General features: G+C 43.9%; 19 protein-coding genes. 18 read left to right on the top strand and 1 reads right to left on the bottom strand.

Annotated features, from left to right (window positions below; all coding sequences use genetic code 11):
- Positions 1-19: 19 nt before the first annotated feature.
- The 7 genes from NI464_RS00095 to NI464_RS00065 all read left to right on the top strand — a co-directional run bounded on the left by NI464_RS00095 (position 20) and on the right by NI464_RS00065 (position 8,729).
- Complete coding sequence (locus tag NI464_RS00095; protein WP_005103250.1) at positions 20-718, top strand: YfgM family protein; 699 nt, start codon at positions 20-22, stop codon at positions 716-718.
- On the top strand, positions 715-1,863 hold the full coding sequence (bamB, locus tag NI464_RS00090) for an outer membrane protein assembly factor BamB (protein WP_005103251.1): 1,149 nt from the start codon (positions 715-717) through the stop codon (positions 1,861-1,863). Before NI464_RS00095 ends, bamB begins: the two co-directional genes overlap by 4 nt.
- A 168-nt stretch (positions 1,864-2,031) precedes the next feature.
- Positions 2,032-3,441, top strand: coding sequence for a ribosome biogenesis GTPase Der (gene der, locus NI464_RS00085; RefSeq protein WP_253137564.1), 1,410 nt, complete (start codon positions 2,032-2,034; stop codon positions 3,439-3,441).
- A gap of 271 nt (positions 3,442-3,712) precedes the next feature.
- Positions 3,713-5,221: a hypothetical protein gene (locus NI464_RS00080; protein ID WP_253137563.1), complete on the top strand. Its 1,509-nt coding sequence runs from the start codon at positions 3,713-3,715 to the stop codon at positions 5,219-5,221.
- Between the two features lie 2 nt (positions 5,222-5,223).
- The gene (locus tag NI464_RS00075) at positions 5,224-7,272 is read left to right on the top strand and encodes an MreC domain-containing protein (RefSeq protein ID WP_253137562.1); all 2,049 of its coding nucleotides are present in this window, start codon (positions 5,224-5,226) and stop codon (positions 7,270-7,272) included.
- A 21-nt stretch (positions 7,273-7,293) separates the two neighbouring features.
- The gene (locus tag NI464_RS00070; RefSeq protein WP_253137561.1) at positions 7,294-7,989 is read left to right on the top strand and encodes a hypothetical protein; all 696 of its coding nucleotides are present in this window, start codon (positions 7,294-7,296) and stop codon (positions 7,987-7,989) included.
- A gap of 80 nt (positions 7,990-8,069) precedes the next feature.
- On the top strand, positions 8,070-8,729 hold the full coding sequence (locus tag NI464_RS00065) for a 4'-phosphopantetheinyl transferase family protein (RefSeq protein ID WP_213687683.1): 660 nt from the start codon (positions 8,070-8,072) through the stop codon (positions 8,727-8,729).
- A 20-nt stretch (positions 8,730-8,749) separates the two neighbouring features.
- On the opposite strand, the gene NI464_RS00060 is transcribed toward NI464_RS00065, so the two are convergent.
- Positions 8,750-9,520: an SDR family oxidoreductase gene (locus tag NI464_RS00060; protein ID WP_253137560.1), complete on the bottom strand. Its 771-nt coding sequence runs from the start codon at positions 9,518-9,520 to the stop codon at positions 8,750-8,752.
- 89 nt (positions 9,521-9,609) lie between these two features.
- Between NI464_RS00060 and mazG the strand changes: the two genes are divergently transcribed.
- From mazG to NI464_RS00005, 11 genes are all read left to right on the top strand, one after another.
- Complete coding sequence (gene mazG, locus NI464_RS00055; protein ID WP_253137559.1) at positions 9,610-10,422, top strand: nucleoside triphosphate pyrophosphohydrolase; 813 nt, start codon at positions 9,610-9,612, stop codon at positions 10,420-10,422.
- Positions 10,382-10,804, top strand: a complete 423-nt coding sequence (locus NI464_RS00050) for a ComEA family DNA-binding protein (protein WP_253137558.1) — start codon at positions 10,382-10,384, stop codon at positions 10,802-10,804. The genes mazG and NI464_RS00050 overlap by 41 nt, the downstream gene beginning before the upstream one ends.
- 136 nt (positions 10,805-10,940) lie before the next feature.
- Complete coding sequence (gene pcnB / locus NI464_RS00045; protein WP_071850423.1) at positions 10,941-12,413, top strand: polynucleotide adenylyltransferase PcnB; 1,473 nt, start codon at positions 10,941-10,943, stop codon at positions 12,411-12,413.
- A complete protein-coding gene (gene folK, locus NI464_RS00040; RefSeq protein ID WP_071850422.1) occupies positions 12,410-12,895 on the top strand; it encodes a 2-amino-4-hydroxy-6-hydroxymethyldihydropteridine diphosphokinase in 486 nt (161 codons plus the stop codon). The genes pcnB and folK overlap by 4 nt, the downstream gene beginning before the upstream one ends.
- A 53-nt stretch (positions 12,896-12,948) precedes the next feature.
- Positions 12,949-13,758: a 3-methyl-2-oxobutanoate hydroxymethyltransferase gene (gene panB, locus NI464_RS00035; protein WP_071850421.1), complete on the top strand. Its 810-nt coding sequence runs from the start codon at positions 12,949-12,951 to the stop codon at positions 13,756-13,758.
- A gap of 1 nt (position 13,759) precedes the next feature.
- A complete protein-coding gene (panC, locus tag NI464_RS00030) occupies positions 13,760-14,608 on the top strand; it encodes a pantoate--beta-alanine ligase (protein WP_004278336.1) in 849 nt (282 codons plus the stop codon).
- A gap of 18 nt (positions 14,609-14,626) precedes the next feature.
- Positions 14,627-15,478: an RNase adapter RapZ gene (gene rapZ / locus NI464_RS00025; protein ID WP_004278335.1), complete on the top strand. Its 852-nt coding sequence runs from the start codon at positions 14,627-14,629 to the stop codon at positions 15,476-15,478.
- A complete protein-coding gene (locus tag NI464_RS00020; protein WP_034438008.1) occupies positions 15,475-15,744 on the top strand; it encodes an HPr family phosphocarrier protein in 270 nt (89 codons plus the stop codon). The genes rapZ and NI464_RS00020 overlap by 4 nt, the downstream gene beginning before the upstream one ends.
- A gap of 2 nt (positions 15,745-15,746) precedes the next feature.
- Positions 15,747-16,280: a ribosome biogenesis factor YjgA gene (gene yjgA, locus NI464_RS00015; protein WP_253137557.1), complete on the top strand. Its 534-nt coding sequence runs from the start codon at positions 15,747-15,749 to the stop codon at positions 16,278-16,280.
- Between the two features lie 714 nt (positions 16,281-16,994).
- Positions 16,995-18,263 carry a sensor histidine kinase gene (locus NI464_RS00010; RefSeq protein WP_253137556.1) on the top strand — a complete coding sequence of 423 codons (1,269 nt, stop codon included), beginning with the start codon at positions 16,995-16,997 and terminating at the stop codon, positions 18,261-18,263.
- 172 nt (positions 18,264-18,435) lie between these two features.
- The coding region (locus NI464_RS00005; protein WP_253137555.1) for a helix-turn-helix domain-containing protein at positions 18,436-19,022 on the top strand (587 nt) is incomplete at its 3' end.

Below are 19,022 nucleotides of genomic sequence, written 5' to 3'. Positions count from 1 at the left end.
TTAGGAAAAGGGTAATCTCATGAGCGCAATGAGTGGTGATGAACAGTTTGAAAGCTTAAAATCCTTTACGAAGAAATATGGTTCTTCGATGATTACCGGGATTTTAATTGCGCTGATTGCCTTTTTTGGATGGGAATATTGGCAGAAGAAAAACCTGGCAGAGTCGCAAATGCACACTGCCAAGGTTCAGCAGTTGATGGATGATGCACAGGCATCGAAAGGTGATGGTTTTGCCAAGCTGTCTGAAACTGCGGACAAAATTGTCAAGGAAGCGCCTGACTCAGCTCAGGCGATTCAAACCCAGTTAGTCATGGCGAAACTGGCTTATGACAAAGAAGATTATGCTGCGGCCGAGAAAGCACTACAGAAAGTTGAAAACTCGAAAGTAGATGATAAAGGCCTGGTTCAGGTGGTTAAACTTCGTCTGGCCTATGCGCAACTGGCACAGAAAAAATATGATGCTGCATTGAAAACTTTAGAAGCAGTGACTGAACCTGCATTTAAAGCAACTGCCGATGAAGCACGTGGCGATATCTATGTTGCCAAAAATGATATTGAAAATGCGAAAAAAGTATATCAAAGTGCATGGGATGCTTTGATTGAACGTAAAGAAGAACGTCAGATTTTACAAATTAAGCTCGAAAGCGTAGGCGTGTTAGTCGATGATCCAGAAATCGAACGCCCAATTATAGAAACACAAGCGGAAGAAGCTGCATGAATAGAAAATACAAAATTACCTGTGCCTTGACTGTTTTAACGCTTGCACTGGCTGGCTGTGCAGGTAAAACCACTAAAGTTCCAGAAGTAAAACCGAATCCACTTCCAAAACTGACCCAAGCCAAAACCCTGGTCCCTGTATTTTCCACCAGTGTGGCGTCAACAGATGCTGCTGATCCGTTGCGTTTACGTCTGGATGCAGACAATGGCGTGGTCTTTGCGATTGACCCGAAAGGCGAAGTGTCTGCATTTAAAGGCAAACAGCGTCTGTGGCAGAAGAAAGTCAGCAAAGACAATTTAAGTTCTGGCGTTGAAGCTGCCGAAGGTCTTGTTGTCGTCGGCAACCAGAAAGGTCAGCTGTTTGCGCTAGATCAACAAACCGGCGAGCAGAAATGGACTGCGCAATTGACGGGTGCTTTACTGGCGCCTTCACTGATTCATGCAGGGCGGGTCATTAGTGTCAGCAATGACGGCACCGTATATGCGCATGAAATTGCGACGGGTGCGCAAGTTTGGACTTATAACTTACCTAATGTACAATTCAGCCTGCGTGGCATGGCTGCACCTGTTGCATTAGATGCTCGTAATGTACTGATTGCATCTTCCAATGCTTATATCTATGCACTGGATGCCTTAAGCGGTGTGCCAAAATTACAGCGTCGTGTCGCAGTGTCGGATGGGCGTTCTGATATCCAGCGTCTGGTTGATATTGACGGGGAACCGGTCGTTGCAGGCCAGTTTGTGGTGACCACCAGTTATCAAGGTCAGGTGACTGTGCTGGATTTAGCTTCACAACAGGTGGTCTGGAGTGAAGATGCCAGCAGTATCCAGCGTCCAGAAGTTGTGGGCAATGGTGTATTTGTGGCGCAAACCGATGGCAAAATCAAAGCCTTTGAAATTACCTCGGGTCAACCGCTTTGGGAAAATGACCAGTTGCTGAATCGCAAGTTAAGTAATCCGGTGATGCTGGGTACTGATCTTGTAGTCGGCGATCTGGATGGTGTCTTGCACCTGATTGATCCGCGTACCGGACAGATTACTGGTCGTTCGAAAACCTCTGGGGAAGTACGTAGCTTACGCGTCATCGACAACCAGCTGTATGTTTCCACACGCAAGGGCGCATTAAGCATTTGGCAGAACCGTTAATTTTAACGAGCCTTATGCTAAACTAGCCACAACCGTATTTTTGTGAACGCGGGGTGATTGAAAAATCAATGCCCCGTGTTTTTATTTAGGGTATTTCCCCCTTATATCTTCCTATACTTTCTGATGTTCAGGCCACTTTGACGCCTGATATTGAATAAAGGTTACTCTATGAAACCCGTAATTGCGCTCATTGGTCGTCCGAACGTCGGAAAATCAACGCTGTTCAACCAGATTACCAAGAGCCGTGACGCATTGGTGGCAGACTTTGCAGGTCTGACACGCGACCGTAAATATGGCGATGCAACTTATCAAAATAAATCTTTCATTGTGGTCGATACTGGCGGTATTGGCGAAAATGAAGGTGGGATTGACTCGTACATGGCAGAGCAGTCCAAGACTGCTATTCATGAAGCCGACATCATTATTTTTGTGGTTGATGCGCGTGCCGGACTGCTGGCTTCTGATGAACAGATTGCCCGTGAATTGCGTACTTTAGGCAAAAAAGTCTTTCTGGTGGCCAACAAAGTTGATGGCGTACATGCTGAAGCTGCCCTGGTTGAATTCTACAAACTGGGTATGGGCGAGCCGCTACAAGTGGCAGCCAGCCATGGTCGTGGTGTTCAGCAGATGCTGGAAGATGTACTTGCTGATATACCGGAAGATGAAAATCCGGAAGAGCATGACAAAAACACGGGTCTGCGTTTAGCGATTATTGGTCGTCCGAACGTCGGTAAGTCAACGCTGGTGAACCGTTTGCTCGGTGAAGAGCGTGTGGTGGCATTTGACCAGCCGGGTACAACACGTGACTCGATTTATATTCCATTCGAGCGTGATGGCCGTCAATACACCCTGATTGATACTGCAGGGGTGCGCCGTAAAGGTAAAGTTGATGAAATGATTGAGAAATTCTCGATTGTTAAAACTTTACAGGCAATGAAAGATGCCAACGTAATTGTTGTTGTGGTTGATGCGCGTGATGGTATTGTTGAGCAAGATTTGCATTTGATTGGCTATGCGCTTGAAGCGGGTCGTGCCATGGTCATTGCAGTCAACAAATGGGATAACATGACTGAATATGATCGTAAGCAATGTAAGCTCGATGTAGAGCGTCGCTTCGATTTTATTCCATGGGCCAAAGTACATTTGATTTCTGCATTGCATGGAACGGGTGTGGGTGATCTTTATCCATCGATTCACCGTGCTTATGATTCATCTCGTTTGAAAGTGTCACCAGCAAAAATCACCCAGATTTTAAATGATGCGACAGATGCCCACCAACCGCCGATGGTTCAGGGTCGTCGTATTAAAATGCGTTATGCACACATGGGTGGACAAAATCCGCCAACGATCGTGATTCACGGAAACAAGGTGGATAAAACTCCTGCGGATTATCGTCGTTACCTGGAAAACGTGTTCCGTAAAGTGTACAAGCTTGAAGGTACACCGATTAAAATCGAGTTTAAAACTTCTGAAAACCCGTTTGAAGGCCGTAAGTCTCAAGTGGATGAGCGTGCAGCTGCGCGTAAACGTCGTTATGTACAGAAGTTCAAGAAAGCCGAGAAGAAATTTAAACGCTAATTCTATAGTTTAAATTTTTCGGATAAAAAGCCTGCGTAAAGCGGGCTTTTTTATTACCTATAAAAAATATTTTTTTAATCAGGCTTAATTTTGAATTTAATAAAAATAAAATATTCTTTTAATTATAGTTATTTAGTATAAGTATCAATTTAATATTTATGTGATATGTATCATATTTGTGTGAAATTGTTAATTCAGTCGCAAAAATGAAAACTGACTGAGAAAGATCATAAGAAATTACTGCCTAAATTTGCGGTGATGTGAGGGGAACATGAAAAAAACTGCATTGGCCTTAATCTGTATGATGGGCTTGCCCAGCCTTGCGTGCGCTGAAATGATCAAAGTGAATGGTGAGGGCAGTAGCCCCATTATGAAAAAAGATCCAGTAGGAACACGGAATCAGGCATTGAATAATGCAAAAACTGATGCAGTCATTGCTTTAATCAAAAAAATAAATGGCCCTCAAGCCATGCAGGATGCCGAACTCCATCTGGCAGATATTGTGAAACAAGTTGACAATGGCTACGTATTTAATCGTGGTAGTCAAACCAACAATAACAATGAACTGGTTACTTCTATTTCAATTGAAATGGATGATCAGGAGTTTCGCCAGATCTTAAATGATCTGGGTTTATCCAAAAAGAATAGCCGAACCAGTCCGATCATGATCGTAATGGATGAATATTTTGGTGTACCGCGAGATAACTCAAAACCGGTGAAAGAGTTTACGTCGTACTTTTCTGACAAGAGCTATGCCTATGATGAAAAGGCCAGCTATGACGCGAAAGAAAGTGCAAAAGCCAGTGAAAGTTCATCATATTCATCAAAAGGCAAATCAGCTTCGGCTTCAGGCTATGCCTATGGTAATTACTATGGTGCAGGTGCGGGCGTTGCTGCACGTTCATCAAGTCACAATAATTCAGGTAAATCTTCTGCTTCAGCAAGTTATAACGCCAGTGAATCAGCACGTTATAGCCAGTCGGAACGTCAGAACGACATTCAAAATTTTGTGAAATATGTGGAATATCAAACCCCGTCGACCACACCTGAGCGTGAAAATCAAACGTTAACCTCAATTGCCCGTACAGCATCTAAATATGATCTACGCTTAATGGATTCGGATGTGTTTCGTAGTCGTTATCTCAAAGGCAAGAGTATGACCATTCAACAATTGCTGGGTGATGCAGAGCTGGCAAAACTTGCAGTGGCTGCACGTCAGGAAAAAGCAGACTGGTTTATGGTCGGTAGCTCTTATATTTATGACCGTGGTCGTTCAGGTGCAACGGGTCAGTTTGTTTGTGATGGCGCACTCAGCTATAAAATTTATTCAGTCGATGATGGCACACTGATGGGCGGCGATACCCGTACAGAATCATCAACTGCTGCAACGACAGATACTTGCCGTACCAATGTTGCTCGTAAATTGGGTGAAATGACGCTGTCTGAAATTGGGCCGCAAATCTTGGCCTATTCGAAAAACCGCAGCATGTATGGTAAGGAAATAACCCTCTTTGTGAAAAGTGTATCGGGTAGCGTATCTAGCCGGTTAGGGGATGACCTGTACGTGGCCTTAGATGAAATGGATGGTGCGGAAAATATCGATATCCGTACCCAGGATGGCAAATTGGTCGAGATGACCATGACTTATAAGAGTGAAAAGCCCTTAAGTGCTGAACTTGCCAAAGCATTGCGCCGGGTAAATCCTATTCTGTCGAATGCAGAACGCCTGCAAGCAGGGAATACTATTACTTTATGTATTGGTGGTACTCAATGCAAATAAGCATGAAAAAAGCCATGCTTGCCATGGCGCTGATGGGAACGGCTATTGCACAGGCCAATATTCAGGTTTTTCCGGCGAAGGGAATTTACGGGCTGGAACTGCCTTGTCGTCAATCGGCAGAACATATAGAAGCAAACGCATCATCGATTTCCTGTGACTTTAGCAAGGCTGTATCTAGCGAGACGATTCGTACTCAAGTTGTACAGACGTTCGAGCAGCAGCTAAAACAGGCCTTGCAAGATCAGGTGGTTACTTCAATTTCCCAACAGAATAAACATCGAAGCTATGTGGCTTCTCTAGAAGTTTTGCGGGCCAGCGAATATGTGGTGCAAAAGGAGTCTACAGCCGAGATTTTTCTGCCAGTCACTTTAAGTTTAAAGTTGACCAATGTCCTATCTGGAGAAGTGATTTATACCGATAGCGCTACTTTATCTCAACCTATACAGGTGCTGTCGACTGATGTCGAGGCGGCTACAACCCGTCAGGCGGTCCAGCAGAAATTTCAAAGTAGCTTGCTGTCCTTGACCCAGCAATTGACCCGGGATCTGCAGAAAAAATTTAAGGTTTCTGAAGTGCAGACTAAGGTGATTGACCGCTGGAAGTCTTATATGGTTTTGGATAAAGGCTTTAATCAGGGGATTGCCAAAGATGATGAGCTGAGCTCGGCTTCAGGAGATTTAATCCGGGTTGTCCATGCTGATAGCGATTATGCTGTGGCATTGCCTGTATTGATGAGTGGTAATTCGAGCCAGTTTAGCAAGATTTCAGCCAATACCCGTCAGGCACTGAACAAGCCTAAAGCTTTGGTAGTGGATGTTTTGACTTATCAAGGTGAGTCAAAAGACCTGATTGAGCAGATTTTTTCTGATGCGATCGGAGAAAATGCATCCTTTACCCTTACACCAGTCAACAAACGTTATAGCGTGCTCGCACAGAGTATCAGTGAGCAGACGGGTTTAACTAATCAAGAAACCCAGCATCAGCGTGAACTTCCTGAATTTTTTATTCGTATTAATGTGATTCCTGTAATTGGTTATCAGCAGCAAGTCGGCAAAATGACTGAGCAGCAAGTGGTACATAGCGAAGTCTTTGCTGAAATGATTGACCGTTCTGGGCGCGTGATTTATTCGGCGCATGCGACTGATGAAATCAGTGAAGCCATTTCACAAGGAATGGGTTTTTCACTGGATACGCGTAAAGAAGTGGCACTTAAAAATGCTTTGGTGAAATTGGGTCAGCAATTCCAAAAAGGGATTCAATTTACCCGTTCAGATTTGCAGGTAGCGAGTGGTGGTAGCGAGACCATCACGATTCAGGATGCAGGCGGGCGTTTGACCACAGGCATGAAAATTCATGTGTATAACCGTGAAAAAGTTGCTCAGCGTCAAGTGTTAATCCCGACTTGGGAAGCTACAGTCATTGAGCGTCAAGGGACTAAAGTCAAAGCGCAGCTTGATTTTCCTGTGAGTGGAAATGACCGCCTGCCGGTACGTTCGGGTGATAGCATCTTGGTGGATAGCCATGCTGCTGTGGGTGAGTCGAAACTTGCTCGTGTACTTTGTCCAAGCTTGCATACTGATCAAGTCGGAGAGATTCCATTTTATGGATTTGGTCCGCTGATTTATCACGCATTTACCAGTCAGTCCAAACGTCCATTTTATGCCACAGGCTCAGGTTTTAAAGGTCAGACCAGTTTGGAAACATCAATTATAAAAATGACTGAAAATGCCGGCTTTAAAAAACAGCTAGATTTGAAACTGTATGTGCCTAAAGACGAGTGCTTACAGCCAGCATTCAAAATTCAGGTTCAAGAAGACTCTATTAAATGCAATGCAGACAAATCCAGTTGCGATGCCACTTTGGTGTTGGCAGGTGGCGCGCGGCGTTTTAATGCAAAACAGGAACGTGTTGGGGCTGTCGGTTTACAGCAAGAAGTTAGTTTAAAAGGGATTGATATCACCCATCGTCATGAAATGTACAACATTCAGATGTTCAAGGCATTACCAAAAATTTTAAATCAGATCGTGCAAAAGGCCGATGCAGTTCAGTAAGGAATTATAAGGGGAAATACTATGAAAAAAATCGCAAGCATCTTGATCTTGGGAAGTGCTGTATTGGCATCGCAAAGCCATGCCGGTCTTGGAACATTGAGTAGTCTGGAATCAAAAGCAGTTGCAACGACAACAGGCACATCTTCACAAAATCTGGATTTGGCGGGTTTTCTTAAGCAGGCACAAGCCACCAATGCCATGTTTATTCAAAGCCGAACGACACTGGCAACCCTGTTTGCTGAACGTAAAGACAGTGAAGAGCTGAAAACCAAATTAAACAGCTTGAAAACTACCTCAGACGTAAAGGAAAAAGAGGCAATCCAGAAAGAGATTACCAAATTGACCAATGATGTTCTGGATGCATCAAAAAAGGATGAAGCGGCGACACTGGAACGTATTAATGCATTAAGTGTAAGCCAGAAACAGCTTCTAGTTAACTCACTTACTAACTTTGCGATTGCGGGTTTGTCTGCACGCGAACTCGTGCTTAATAGTAAGCAGGTGTCTATGCAAATGCTCAGTAATCCGCGTAGTGTCAGCGATAGCGGTATGTCTTTTATGGATGCCAAAGGTCTATTAGGTGATGTGACTGGAATTGCAAAAAACGCAACAATGGCATTGGTGGAGTATCCGCAATTGATGAAAAAAGCGGGCTTGAACTTTAAGGCGCCAGAATCTGCAGCAGCAAAACCAGTTGATATTTCTGATTCAATCTAAGCAATATGAGTCTAGCCTGTTTTCGAACAGGCTTTCTTTTTTTATCTGGCGACGTAAAATGAAAAAGTCCATCTGTTTCTATGAGCTTTGCATTGTCGCGAAATATTCAAATTTATCTACAAAAAATAGATCAGTTCTTTTCGATTAAACCGCCTGAATCACGGGTAGAGCAAATCAAAAATCGAAAACTGGCAATTTATGCGCGACGTAACCAGTTGCTGTCAGATCAATTCAATCATCCGATCCAATCTCTGGATTTCACCGCCACTGAATATGGCAAGCCTTATTTAAATGACTATCCGGATTTCAGTTTTAATCATAGTCATAGTCAAAATTTCTACGCCCTGGCCACGAGCAGGAATGTCCAAAACTTGGGAATCGATATTGAAGAACTGAGCCGTAAAGTCCGTTTTGAAGCTTTGGCGCAGCACGCCTTCCATCCTGAAGAACTCAAAAATTGGCAAGCGCTGGCTTATGACCCTGAATACTGGTTTAAAGTCTGGACGACCAAAGAGGCCGTGTTAAAGGCATCAGGCTTGGGAATCCGGATCAACCTGAATGAACTGAATACTAATCTTCATCCTGAGCAAAATGGCGGGCGCTGCGAACACCCAGAGATTGGCGTCTATGCCTATCAAAATTATACGCTTACTGGCTGCATGCTCACCGTGGCCTGGCAGAGTGAGCACTCTTGCAACGGGCTGAGATTTCCGGTGATTCAGCTTCATCACATTGTCTAGGCCAGAATCAATCTCAGATTTTATTTTCTGGCGATGAGCAGGTTACTCAGCCGATTCACAAATTGCGGACTCATTCGCGATAAATGAAATAAAAACTGGCTTTTGAAACCAACCAGATGATGCGTTGCTTGCCAGATAGAATCTTTGAGTTCTGCCAGTTTCAGAATATCTTGTGCAACATCTTCTGCTTTTAAATGTACGCCCATCTTTTTGATGCTTTCTGCCTGCATATCTTTGACCATGGCCGTACTGACGAAAAGCGGCATGACATCCAAGACTCGAATCCCATAGGGTTGCCACTCAATATCCAGACTTTCAGTCAGGCCACGCACTGCAAACTTGCTGGTGGAATAACTGCTTAAATCGGCCTGGCCATAAATCGCCGAAGCGGAAGATAGATTAATGATGCGGGCAAATGAAGATTCTTTTAAATAAGGGAAAGCGGCATGACAGCCGTTCATGACCCCTTTGACATTAATATCCAGAGTCCGGTGATGTGCATCAATAGTAGTATCTTCAAAAGGCCCTGAATATAGGATCCCGGCATTATTGACCAGAATATTGATTTCACCTGCCCAAGCTGAAAATTCGGCTAAAGCTGTTTCCCAAGAAGCATAGTCAGCTACATCGAGAAAACCGGCTTTGGCATGTTCGCCCAGTTGCTGGGCCAGTTGTTCTGCCTGTTCCACCTGAACATCATAAATGCCCACCTTGTAGCCGTGCTGGTAAAATAGGGTGGCTGTCGCGGCACCAATTCCTTGTGCTGCACCACTAATCAATATACTGTGCATGTGCCTGATCTCCTTATTGTCTTTTTTTTGAGCATAACAAGAAACTGGCAGATTGACGCGACTATTTGGTAAAAAAGAGGTTTTTGAATATGGAACAACTACTCAAGGTCATTCGCGAATTACGTGAAAAATGTCCATGGGATCAGCAACAGACCCCTGAATCTCTGACTAAATATGCCATTGAGGAAGCTTACGAAGTCGAAGCAGCAGTCCGCTCTGGAAAAGTCGACGATGTCCGCGATGAGCTGGGTGATTTGCTGTTACAGGTGGTGTTCCAGTCGCAAATGTATAGCGAGCAGGGGGCTTTCGATTTTCAGGATGTCGTACAGGCCATTACCGATAAACTGGTTCGTCGTCATCCACATGTATTTCAGGCGGAACAGTTTGCGCAGCTCAGCCCAGAAGATGTGTCTGAGCTATGGAAAGAAATCAAACAGCAAGAAAAGCAGGGCAAGCCGCGTTCACGTCTGGATGATATTAAATATGCACCGGCTTTGGTACAGGCCGATGAAATTCAAAAAAATGTCGCCAAAATCGGTTTTGATTTTCCTGATATGGCGGGTGCTTATGCCAAGCTGGAAGAAGAGCTGGCTGAATTAAAAGAAGGGGTAGCTGGAGAAGATTCCGATGAAATACAGGAAGAATTTGGCGACTGCTTATTTTCTCTGGTGAATGTTGGCCGTAAACTTGGCATTTCCAGCGAGATGGCATTATTGGGGACGATCCATAAATTCCGGACCCGCTTTGCCTTGATGGAAGATCAGGCACAATTACAACAATTAGACTTGGAAAAGCTGTCACTGACTGAACTTGATCAGCTCTGGGAACAGGCTAAATTAGAATTAAAACAAAGAGCAGCACATGAAAAAAATACCTTATCGAATCGATCCGACGTGGATTAATCTCCTTCTGAGTTGCTGGCTGGGCTTTATTTCTATCGGGACTGCGCATGCAACTGCGACCGATTATATGGAATGGAAGACCCAGCAACAGCAACATGACGCTCACCTGAAGAAAAAAGCTGCCTCCACGGCTTCATCAGAAAGCAATCACTATCTGGCGAAGCCTGCATTATCGGCATCTTCTGCTGCTGATAAAATCAGTTTAAATAATGCAACTGTGGAGCAATTACAGCAGCTAAATGGTATTGGTCAAAAAAAGGCTGAAGCCATTATTGAACATCGGCAAAAAAACGGAAAATTCAAAAGCATTGAAGAGATCCAGCTGGTCAAAGGCATTGGACCGGCATTGTTTGCCAAAAACAAGGCCAAATTGGCCTTGTAAGGCGACAGCATGGATCATGACTAGCTGATTGATTTGACTCGCAGGATTGACATAATCAAATTGCCCTTTAGGCGTGTAAGCGATATGATTAGCGTCATCTTAGAATTTTACGTTCAGACGTAGGAGACAGCGTCTTTTGCAAACTTTGCGCGCGTCAAAATGTGGTTTATCAACCGCTCAATTACCTTCTTATATTCTCGATGTGATTGATGCCTTAAACAAGGCAGGCTATGAAGCTTATATCGTGGGTGGTGGTGTTCGAGATCTGATGTTAGGTTTGAATCCTAAAGATTTCGATGCAGTCACCAATGCAACCCCGGCTCAGGTCAAGGAAGTTTTCGGACGGCGTTGTCGAATTATCGGACGACGTTTCGAACTGGCGCATGTCTATTCAGGGCGGGAACTGGTTGAAGTGGCAACCTTCCGTGCACCACCAAAAAAAGCAGTGACCTCGGCCGCGGGGATGATTCTGCGTGATAACAACTGGGGCAGCATCGAGCAGGATTTTGCCCGCCGTGATTTCTCCATCAATGCAATGTACTACCAGCCGCGTAAAAGCATTGTGCTGGATTTCTGCAATGCAGTGGATGATATCCACAGCAAAACCTTACGCTTACTCGGTGATCCGACTTTAAGATTTGAAGAAGATCCGGTGCGGATGCTGCGAACCTTACGTTTTGCCGCCAAACTGAATTTTAATATTGATGAAGCGATTCTGGATGTCTTTACGCCGGAAATGACCCAGTTGCTGCGTGATGTTTCTCCGCATCGACTTTATGATGAATCACAGAAACTGTTCACCATGGGACACCTGAACCGTGTCTTGCCAATGCTGATTGATTTCGGCATCTGGCAGCAGTTATTTGCAGATATCAAGCCTGAAATTACGCCATTTATGGAACGCGCTGCGAAAAATACCGATCAGCGTATTTCGATCGGCAAGACCATCAATCCGGCATTTTTCTATGCGGTATTGTTGTGGCAGCCATTCCTGGAGCGTTGTGAATTCTATCTGAATAAAGGTGTGGTAGCGGCCGAAGCCCGTGCCCAAGCCGGTCTCGACGTATTAAAACGTCAGGCAACCCGCACTATTATTCCACGCTTTGCGGAAACTTTTATTCGTGAAGTTTGGGAAATGCAGACCCGTTTGCTGAATCCAAAACCACAGCAAATTGAGGCCTTGTCCAGTCATGCGCGTTTCCGTGCCGGCTTTGACTTTTTGCTGCTGCGTGAAAAATCAGGCGATGCAACTGCCCAAGGCATGGGCAGCTGGTGGGATGCTTACCAGCAAATGAGCGGTGACGAGAAAGAACGGGCCATTAGCCAGTATAACCGTCAGCGTGCCAAGAGCCGTCGCAAGGCGAGTCAAGAAGAACATCTGGACCAGAAACTGACCCAACAGCAAGATCTTGCCGAGATTGAGCCGTTAGTGAATGAACCTGAACCACGCAATCGTCGGGTGCGTAAAGCCAAGTTTGAAGACAAGGCGAAACCTCTGTCGCATGTGGCAGCCAGTGCCAGCGGTGAAATTGGCGCAGATCATCCGATTATGAAACGTCAGCGGGTAAAACGTGATCTGAGCCAAGTGGTATTTGGACCAACACAATGATCGTGACATATATTGGCCTGGGCAGTAACCTGGGCGATTCACGCCAGATTCTGGCAGAAGCTGTACAGAAACTGGCGACCTTGGGGCAGGTGAAAACTTCGCATCTGTATCAAAGTCCACCGATGGGGCCACAGGATCAGCCGAACTATCTGAATGCAGTGGTGCAGTTAAATACCGATCTGGCTGCTTTAAGCTTGCTGGATCGTTTGCAAGCCTTTGAGCAGGACGCAGGTCGGGTACGTTTGCGGCATTGGGGCGAACGTACACTGGATCTAGACTTACTAATCTACGGCAATGAGCAGATTCAAAATGAACGCTTAACTGTGCCGCATGTTGGAGTATTAGAGCGTGATTTTGTCCTGATTCCACTTCTGGATATTGATCCTGAAATGCAGGTTCATGGACATAGATTAAAAGACCTGGACATCGTCAAACAATCGACCCTCGCGGTACTCGATGACAGCAACTGGGCAAATATTTAATTTTTAAGTGATGGTAGTTTCGACAGAACTTTCAAGCATAGAGGAACATTTTCATGGTCAGTCTGAGTGATTTAAGACGCTTTAAAGCAGATGGACGCAAATTTTCATGTCTGACTTGCTATGATGCCAGTATGGCCAAAGCCATGGAAATTGCCGAAGTGGACAGCATTTTAATTGGCGATTCTCTGGGAATGTCAATTCAGGGGCGTGATTCGACTTTGCCGGTCACGGTTGCAGATATGGCTTATCATACTGCTGCGGTACGCCGTGGTAACCAGCATGCCTTTATCATGACTGACTTGCCATTTATGAGCTATGCCACCTTGACTGATGCCTTACAAAGCTCGAAAACCGTGATGCAGGCCGGCGCGCAAATGGTGAAAATGGAAGGTGGTGCATGGCTGGCAGATACCGTGCAAGTGCTGACCCGTAACGGTATTCCGGTGTGTGTGCATTTGGGTCTTACTCCGCAGTCGGTACATGTCTTTGGCGGTTATAAGCTGCAAGCCCGTACTCGTGAAGCGGCCGATCAGCTGATTGCGGACTGTAAGGCAGTGGTAGAGGCGGGAGCTGCACTATTGCTACTTGAGTGCGTACCGGCACAGCTTGGCCAGGAAATCACAGAACTGTTTCCGCAGATTCCGGTCATTGGCATTGGCGCGGGCGCAGCCACAGACGGCCAGGTGCTGGTGGTTCAGGATATGCTCGGTTTGACCTTTGGCCACACTGCAAAATTTGTACGTAATTTTATGCAAGAACAATCGGGTGCGACAGCCATTCTGGATGCTTTTAAAGCGTATCATGCTGCAGTTTTAGATGGATCTTTCCCGGCACCAGAACAAACTTTTCAGGTTGAATTGTAAGATGAAAACAGAAACCACCATTCAGGGCTTAGCGGCATCATTAAATCCGGCGCGTACCAATCGCAAGATTATCGGTTTTGTACCGACTATGGGCAATCTGCATCAGGGACATTTAAATCTGGTGCGTGAAGCGCGTAAGTTGTGTGATGTAGTGGTGGTCAGTATTTTTGTCAATCCAATCCAGTTTGGACCCAATGAAGATTTTGACAGCTATCCGCGCACGCTTGAGCAGGACCAGCAGCTTTTGGCAGAAGTTGGTTGTGACATCGTGTTTGCGCCGACGGTTGAGCAAATGTATGGTAAAAAACCGCGTCTGACCAATATTAGTGTTTCTGATATTACCAATGATTTATGCGGTTTGCAGCGTCCTGGCCATTTTGATGGCGTGGCGGTGGTAGTCACTAAATTGTTTAATATCGTACAGCCGAATTACGCCTTCTTTGGCCAGAAAGATTATCAGCAATTGGCGGTGATTCGTCAGTTTGTACAAGACCTGAATATTCCACTGGAAGTGATTGGTGTGCCGATTGCCCGTGCAGAAGATGGCCTGGCTTTAAGTTCGCGCAATGGTTATTTAAGCGAAGAGCATCGTGCAATCGCACCGGTCATTTATCAAAGCTTGCAAAAAGCTGAACAGCAATTACATGCAGGCGTGGAGCTGGATACGGTATTGGCGGAGATTCGCCAGACTTTAACCGATGCCGGGTTTGTGGTGGATTATGTTGAAGTCCGCACTCCAGAATTACAAAAAATTCATACGTTTAATCAAGATCTTGTGTTATTTATAGCAGCAAAGCTGGGGAATACACGTCTGATCGATAACCTGCAGGTTAAATACACTGCCGGCTAAGATGAAAGGGTAGCATGCATGAAGCGCATTTTAATTGTCACAGGACAATCTGGTTCGGGTAAATCATCTGCATTACAGGTGCTTGAAGATCTGGGTTATTACTGTATTGATAATCTGCCTTTGGCATTGCTTCCCGAAATCGTGGCAAAACTGGACAGTGAAAATAATCTGGAACAGCTGGCACTGGGCGTCGATGTGCGCAGTACCCGGGCAGATTTACAAGAATTTGATCATGTATTTGAGCAACTGCAACAGCATGGTTCGGTCGATATTATTTATCTGACCACGCAGGATCAGGAGCTGATTGCCCGCTTTAGTGCTTCGCGTCGGCCGCATCCTCTAGCATCACGCTTTAAAAGCCTGAATCAGTGTATACAGGAAGAAAAAATCCTGTTGATGCCGATTCAGTTGCGTTCTACGGTGCATATCGATACCACCGATAAAAGCGTGCATGATCTGAAACATACTTTGTTGTCCAAGCTTGGACAGGCCGATAACCTGATCCTGATTCTGCAATCCTTTGGTTATAAGCATGGCATTCCACTGGATGCCGATTATGTCTTTGATGTCCGGCATTTGCCGAATCCGCATTGGGAACTGGAACTGCGCAAATTTTCAGGACTAGATCAGCCGGTGCAGGCGTTTTTACAAAAGAGCGATCAGGTCGAGGATATGTTCAATGATCTGTATCATTTTCTGGACAAGTGGTTGCCGACCTTTGCTGAAGGGCATCGTCATTATATGACCGTGTCGATTGGCTGTACCGGTGGTCAGCATCGTTCTGTTTATATTGTGGATAGACTAAAAAAAGCCCTTGAGGCAAAATGGTCTATTCAAGTCCTCCATCGAGAAATGAAGCACTGGTCATGATTGATACGACAGTTGACGTAATTAATAAACTGGGTTTACATGCACGCGCATCTGGTAAACTGATAGAAGTTACCACCAAATTTCGTTCCAGTATCCAGATTGGCAAGGCTGACAAATTGGTAGATGCCAAAAATATCATGTCATTGCTCATGCTTGGTGCAGGCAAAGGAACAACTTTACGCTTAGTGATTGAAGGAGCAGACGAGGACAAAGCCTTATCTGAAATTCAGGCACTATTTGCAGCAAAATTTTATGAGGCAGATTAATCGTGGCACGTCGACCGAACAGTTTAACTGAAGAAGATTTTGATTCTTTAGAGGGACGCGCAAGTAAGACCGAACAGAAAAAAGCAGTCCAGCGTATGGCTGCTTTAGGTGCGCAGCTTGCAGAGCTGAGCGCTAAACAAATTAAAAATCTACCCGTAGATGAGCGTTTGATTGATGCCTTGCTTGATGTGCAGGCAATTAGTTCACATGAAGCACGTCGTCGTCAATTTTCACGGATTGGTAAATTATTACGCAATGAAAATGAAACGGTGATTTTGTCTTATTTAACACCGAAACAAGGTCTTAAAAAGACAGCTCAATTACAGCGTTGGGTGGATCGAATTGTCAAAGATGGAGATCCGGCCATCAATGAATTTACCAAAACCTATAATGCGACAGAGCGTCATACCTTACGTCAGCATTATCTTCGGGTACACCGTGATTTAAAGAATCAAGCGCCTGAAGACGAGGTGAATGCTTCTAAATTAAAGCTGTTTAACTATGTACAGCAAGTGGCGTTGATTTCTGATAATTAAGCAGCCATGTAAAAAAGCGGTCTTTTTAGGCCGCTTTTTTTTATAGTTGTTTTAATCCGGTTGGCTTGACTTGGATATGCATAGTCTATAAGTGATCTATCTTAATATTACTATTCCGGCTTCTAAAATTGTATGGGTGATAAAAAATACAAAATTTCTGCAATTAATTTGTTAATGAATGTAAGTTCTTTACAATTCTCAATGGTTTTTTGGGTCTGTTTTTAGTTGAAATGCTGATATTTAAATATTTCTTACATTGGAATTGTTAAGATATTTTAAAAAATTAAAAATTAATTCTGAGCATTATTAGGTAGATGAAGCCTGATATAAAATCTATTTTTAATCATAAGGTCAAACTATATAGTTGAAAAATCATTAGCTTTTACTCTAAATAGAGTAAAAAGCGATGGTGGGTATTTTTTATTCAGTACTGTGTTACAGTAAATACAAATAAAGATACTTATTTTAGGTGAGATATATTAATTTCAAATATTTATGTAGGTTTTTTTAGAATGGTAAATTTTCAAGTTATTCTTAATCAATTAAATATCAGTACCTTGCAGTTAAGAATGTATCTGGATAGAAACAGGTTAACAAATCCTTTAACCTAGAGGTGGGTTTTCATCGTTGAGTAAATATAGAATCTTTGTTATTGATTGTATGAATTTGGTCGGCTGTGTTTTCTTTATTCCATAAACATTCAGAGAGGCAGACATGGAACTAAAACTGCTAGAGGTCGGTCAGAATACGGAGCAATTAAGCTCGTGCCGTATATCTCTCATTTTAGGTGTCTATACCTCTAACAACCTATTAGACACCTTTTGTAAGATCGCCCGTAAAGTTTTAAACGTTAAAACCAGTATTATCGGCTTCCATACGGAACCATATATCTGGTACAGCTGTCCGCGCGGTTTTCGGGCCTTGCACGCTCCGCAGGAAGTGAATCTGCCTACGTATCTGCAACACGCAGATGTTATCGACCAGACGCATCCTGCTTATTCAGAACTGTCAAATTATGTAAAAGATCTCGGTGTAGCGCATCAGAGATTAGTCGCCTTTAATTTAAAATCAAGTAGCGGTGTGTCTTTTGGACAGGTCATTTTCTTTGATGATCAGACTGAAGGGTTTGATCAGGATGATATTGTCACTATTAAACAATTTGCTGAAAGTTTAGTGATTCGAATTCAGCTCAATCAAGAACATACTGAACTGAAAGAATTATATGAACAGCAATGCGCACTCAACTTCAGTAAAACCAAATTTTTCCAGATTATTGCGCATGACTTGCGTGCACCATTTCATGGTTTACTGGGCTTTTCCGAAGTGCTAGCGCAGGAGCGTGACACTCTGGACGAATCCAGTATCCAGAGCATCGCGGATTATTTATATGATAATGCACAATCGACCTATAACCTGCTGGAAAGCCTGCTGACTTGGGCGATGGCAGAGGGTGGACGCTTTATTTATCATCCGATTAATTATGAATTGAAACAATCCAGTAATATTGTGTGCAGTGTGCTGAAAAGTCTGGCCTTAAATAAAAAAATTGAACTGGTTGATAATATTCCTGAAGACATCAAGGTACATGCGGATATCAACATGATTACCTCTGTCTTGCAGAACCTGGTGTCGAATGCGCTTAAATTCACCCCGGTGAATCAAGGCGGTAAAGTGATTTTAGCTGCAGAAATGGAAGGCGAGCAGGTCAAGATTACGATTCAGGATACTGGCTTGGGCATGACTGAAGAGCAGATGCAGAATCTGTTTAAACCGACTTTGGGTGTGAGTGTCAGAGGCACAGCTGAAGAGAAAGGGGCAGGTTTGGGTCTGGTGCTCTGCAAGCGCTTTATTGACCTGAACCATGGTCAAATTGCTGTAGATTCCAAAGAGGGTCGGGGTACGACCTTTACCGTGCATTTACCGATGGTCACCAATGATCATCAGGCACTGGTGCTTGAAGATGTACATATCGAGCAATCTTAAAAGGTAAATTTCAAACTAAAACATTCCCACTGAGACAAAACTCCTGCTATCTTTAGTATGAAAGAGGACTCCACCCAACATTAGGGTGGAGGTGAATTTCACGACTTTTTTTAGTGCAATATGATAGAATAATTTGCATTAAGTCTCTGTATCTAAATAGATTTAAGGCGAAATGAAGATCAACAAAGCGTACAAATTTAGGCTTGAGCCTAATGCGGAACAGGAGCTTGTTTTAAACAAGTTGCTTGGCTCTGCACGTTTTGTTTGGAATCAAATTTTAGCTGTTTCGTTCGAGATGCTTGCTAATAATGAGCGAATCAACAAAGTTAATTTAGTCAATAAAATTCCTGAATTACGCAAAAAACCTGAATGTGCTTTTCTAGAAAACAGCTCAAATGGCGTTTCACTCCAACAAAAAGTTCGTGATCTTGGTGATGCTTGGGGGAAGTTTTTTAACAAAAAGGAACAAGCTAAGTTAAAGCAAAAACCATTTAGAGCTAAGAAGCCACAATTTTTTAAATTATCCGATGGTGGTGAAGTTCAACTTAGACCACTTATGCCACGATTCAAAAAGAAATCTGATGGTTATGATTCCATTCGTATTGTTCAATTTGGCAGATATTGTTGGGTTAAAGGCAACCAAGTTAAGTTACCTAATGACATTGGCGTTGTGAAATTCAGAAAATCACAAAATATTGTGGGTGAGATTAAGAACGTCACAATCTCAAAGCATGTCGGAAAATGGTATGTGTCATTTGG

Origin of the sequence: Acinetobacter lwoffii, from assembly GCF_024129685.1 — a bacterium.
In the GTDB taxonomy this organism is placed as follows: Bacteria; Pseudomonadota; Gammaproteobacteria; order Pseudomonadales; family Moraxellaceae; genus Acinetobacter; species Acinetobacter lwoffii_X.
Note: the sequence above shows the minus strand (reverse complement) of the source record. Positions and strands in the feature narration are given on the sequence as shown.

Bases quoted from the DNA above. Each gene is read 5' to 3' on its own strand.
- NI464_RS00020 (WP_034438008.1), top strand. From the start codon at position 15,475: ATGATTGATACGACAGTTGACGTAATTAATAAACTGGGTTTACATGCA.
- bamB (WP_005103251.1), top strand. From the start codon at position 715: ATGAATAGAAAATACAAAATTACCTGTGCCTTGACTGTTTTAACGCTT.
- NI464_RS00065 (WP_213687683.1), top strand. From the start codon at position 8,070: ATGAGCTTTGCATTGTCGCGAAATATTCAAATTTATCTACAAAAAATA.
- NI464_RS00050 (WP_253137558.1), top strand. From the start codon at position 10,382: ATGAAAAAAATACCTTATCGAATCGATCCGACGTGGATTAATCTCCTT.
- panB (WP_071850421.1), top strand. From the start codon at position 12,949: ATGGTCAGTCTGAGTGATTTAAGACGCTTTAAAGCAGATGGACGCAAA.
- NI464_RS00070 (WP_253137561.1), top strand. From the start codon at position 7,294: ATGAAAAAAATCGCAAGCATCTTGATCTTGGGAAGTGCTGTATTGGCA.
- der (WP_253137564.1), top strand. From the start codon at position 2,032: ATGAAACCCGTAATTGCGCTCATTGGTCGTCCGAACGTCGGAAAATCA.
- NI464_RS00060 (WP_253137560.1), bottom strand. From the start codon at position 9,520: ATGCACAGTATATTGATTAGTGGTGCAGCACAAGGAATTGGTGCCGCG.
- panC (WP_004278336.1), top strand. From the start codon at position 13,760: ATGAAAACAGAAACCACCATTCAGGGCTTAGCGGCATCATTAAATCCG.
- mazG (WP_253137559.1), top strand. From the start codon at position 9,610: ATGGAACAACTACTCAAGGTCATTCGCGAATTACGTGAAAAATGTCCA.
- NI464_RS00010 (WP_253137556.1), top strand. From the start codon at position 16,995: ATGGAACTAAAACTGCTAGAGGTCGGTCAGAATACGGAGCAATTAAGC.
- NI464_RS00075 (WP_253137562.1), top strand. From the start codon at position 5,224: ATGAAAAAAGCCATGCTTGCCATGGCGCTGATGGGAACGGCTATTGCA.
- NI464_RS00095 (WP_005103250.1), top strand. From the start codon at position 20: ATGAGCGCAATGAGTGGTGATGAACAGTTTGAAAGCTTAAAATCCTTT.
- NI464_RS00080 (WP_253137563.1), top strand. From the start codon at position 3,713: ATGAAAAAAACTGCATTGGCCTTAATCTGTATGATGGGCTTGCCCAGC.
- rapZ (WP_004278335.1), top strand. From the start codon at position 14,627: ATGAAGCGCATTTTAATTGTCACAGGACAATCTGGTTCGGGTAAATCA.
- folK (WP_071850422.1), top strand. From the start codon at position 12,410: ATGATCGTGACATATATTGGCCTGGGCAGTAACCTGGGCGATTCACGC.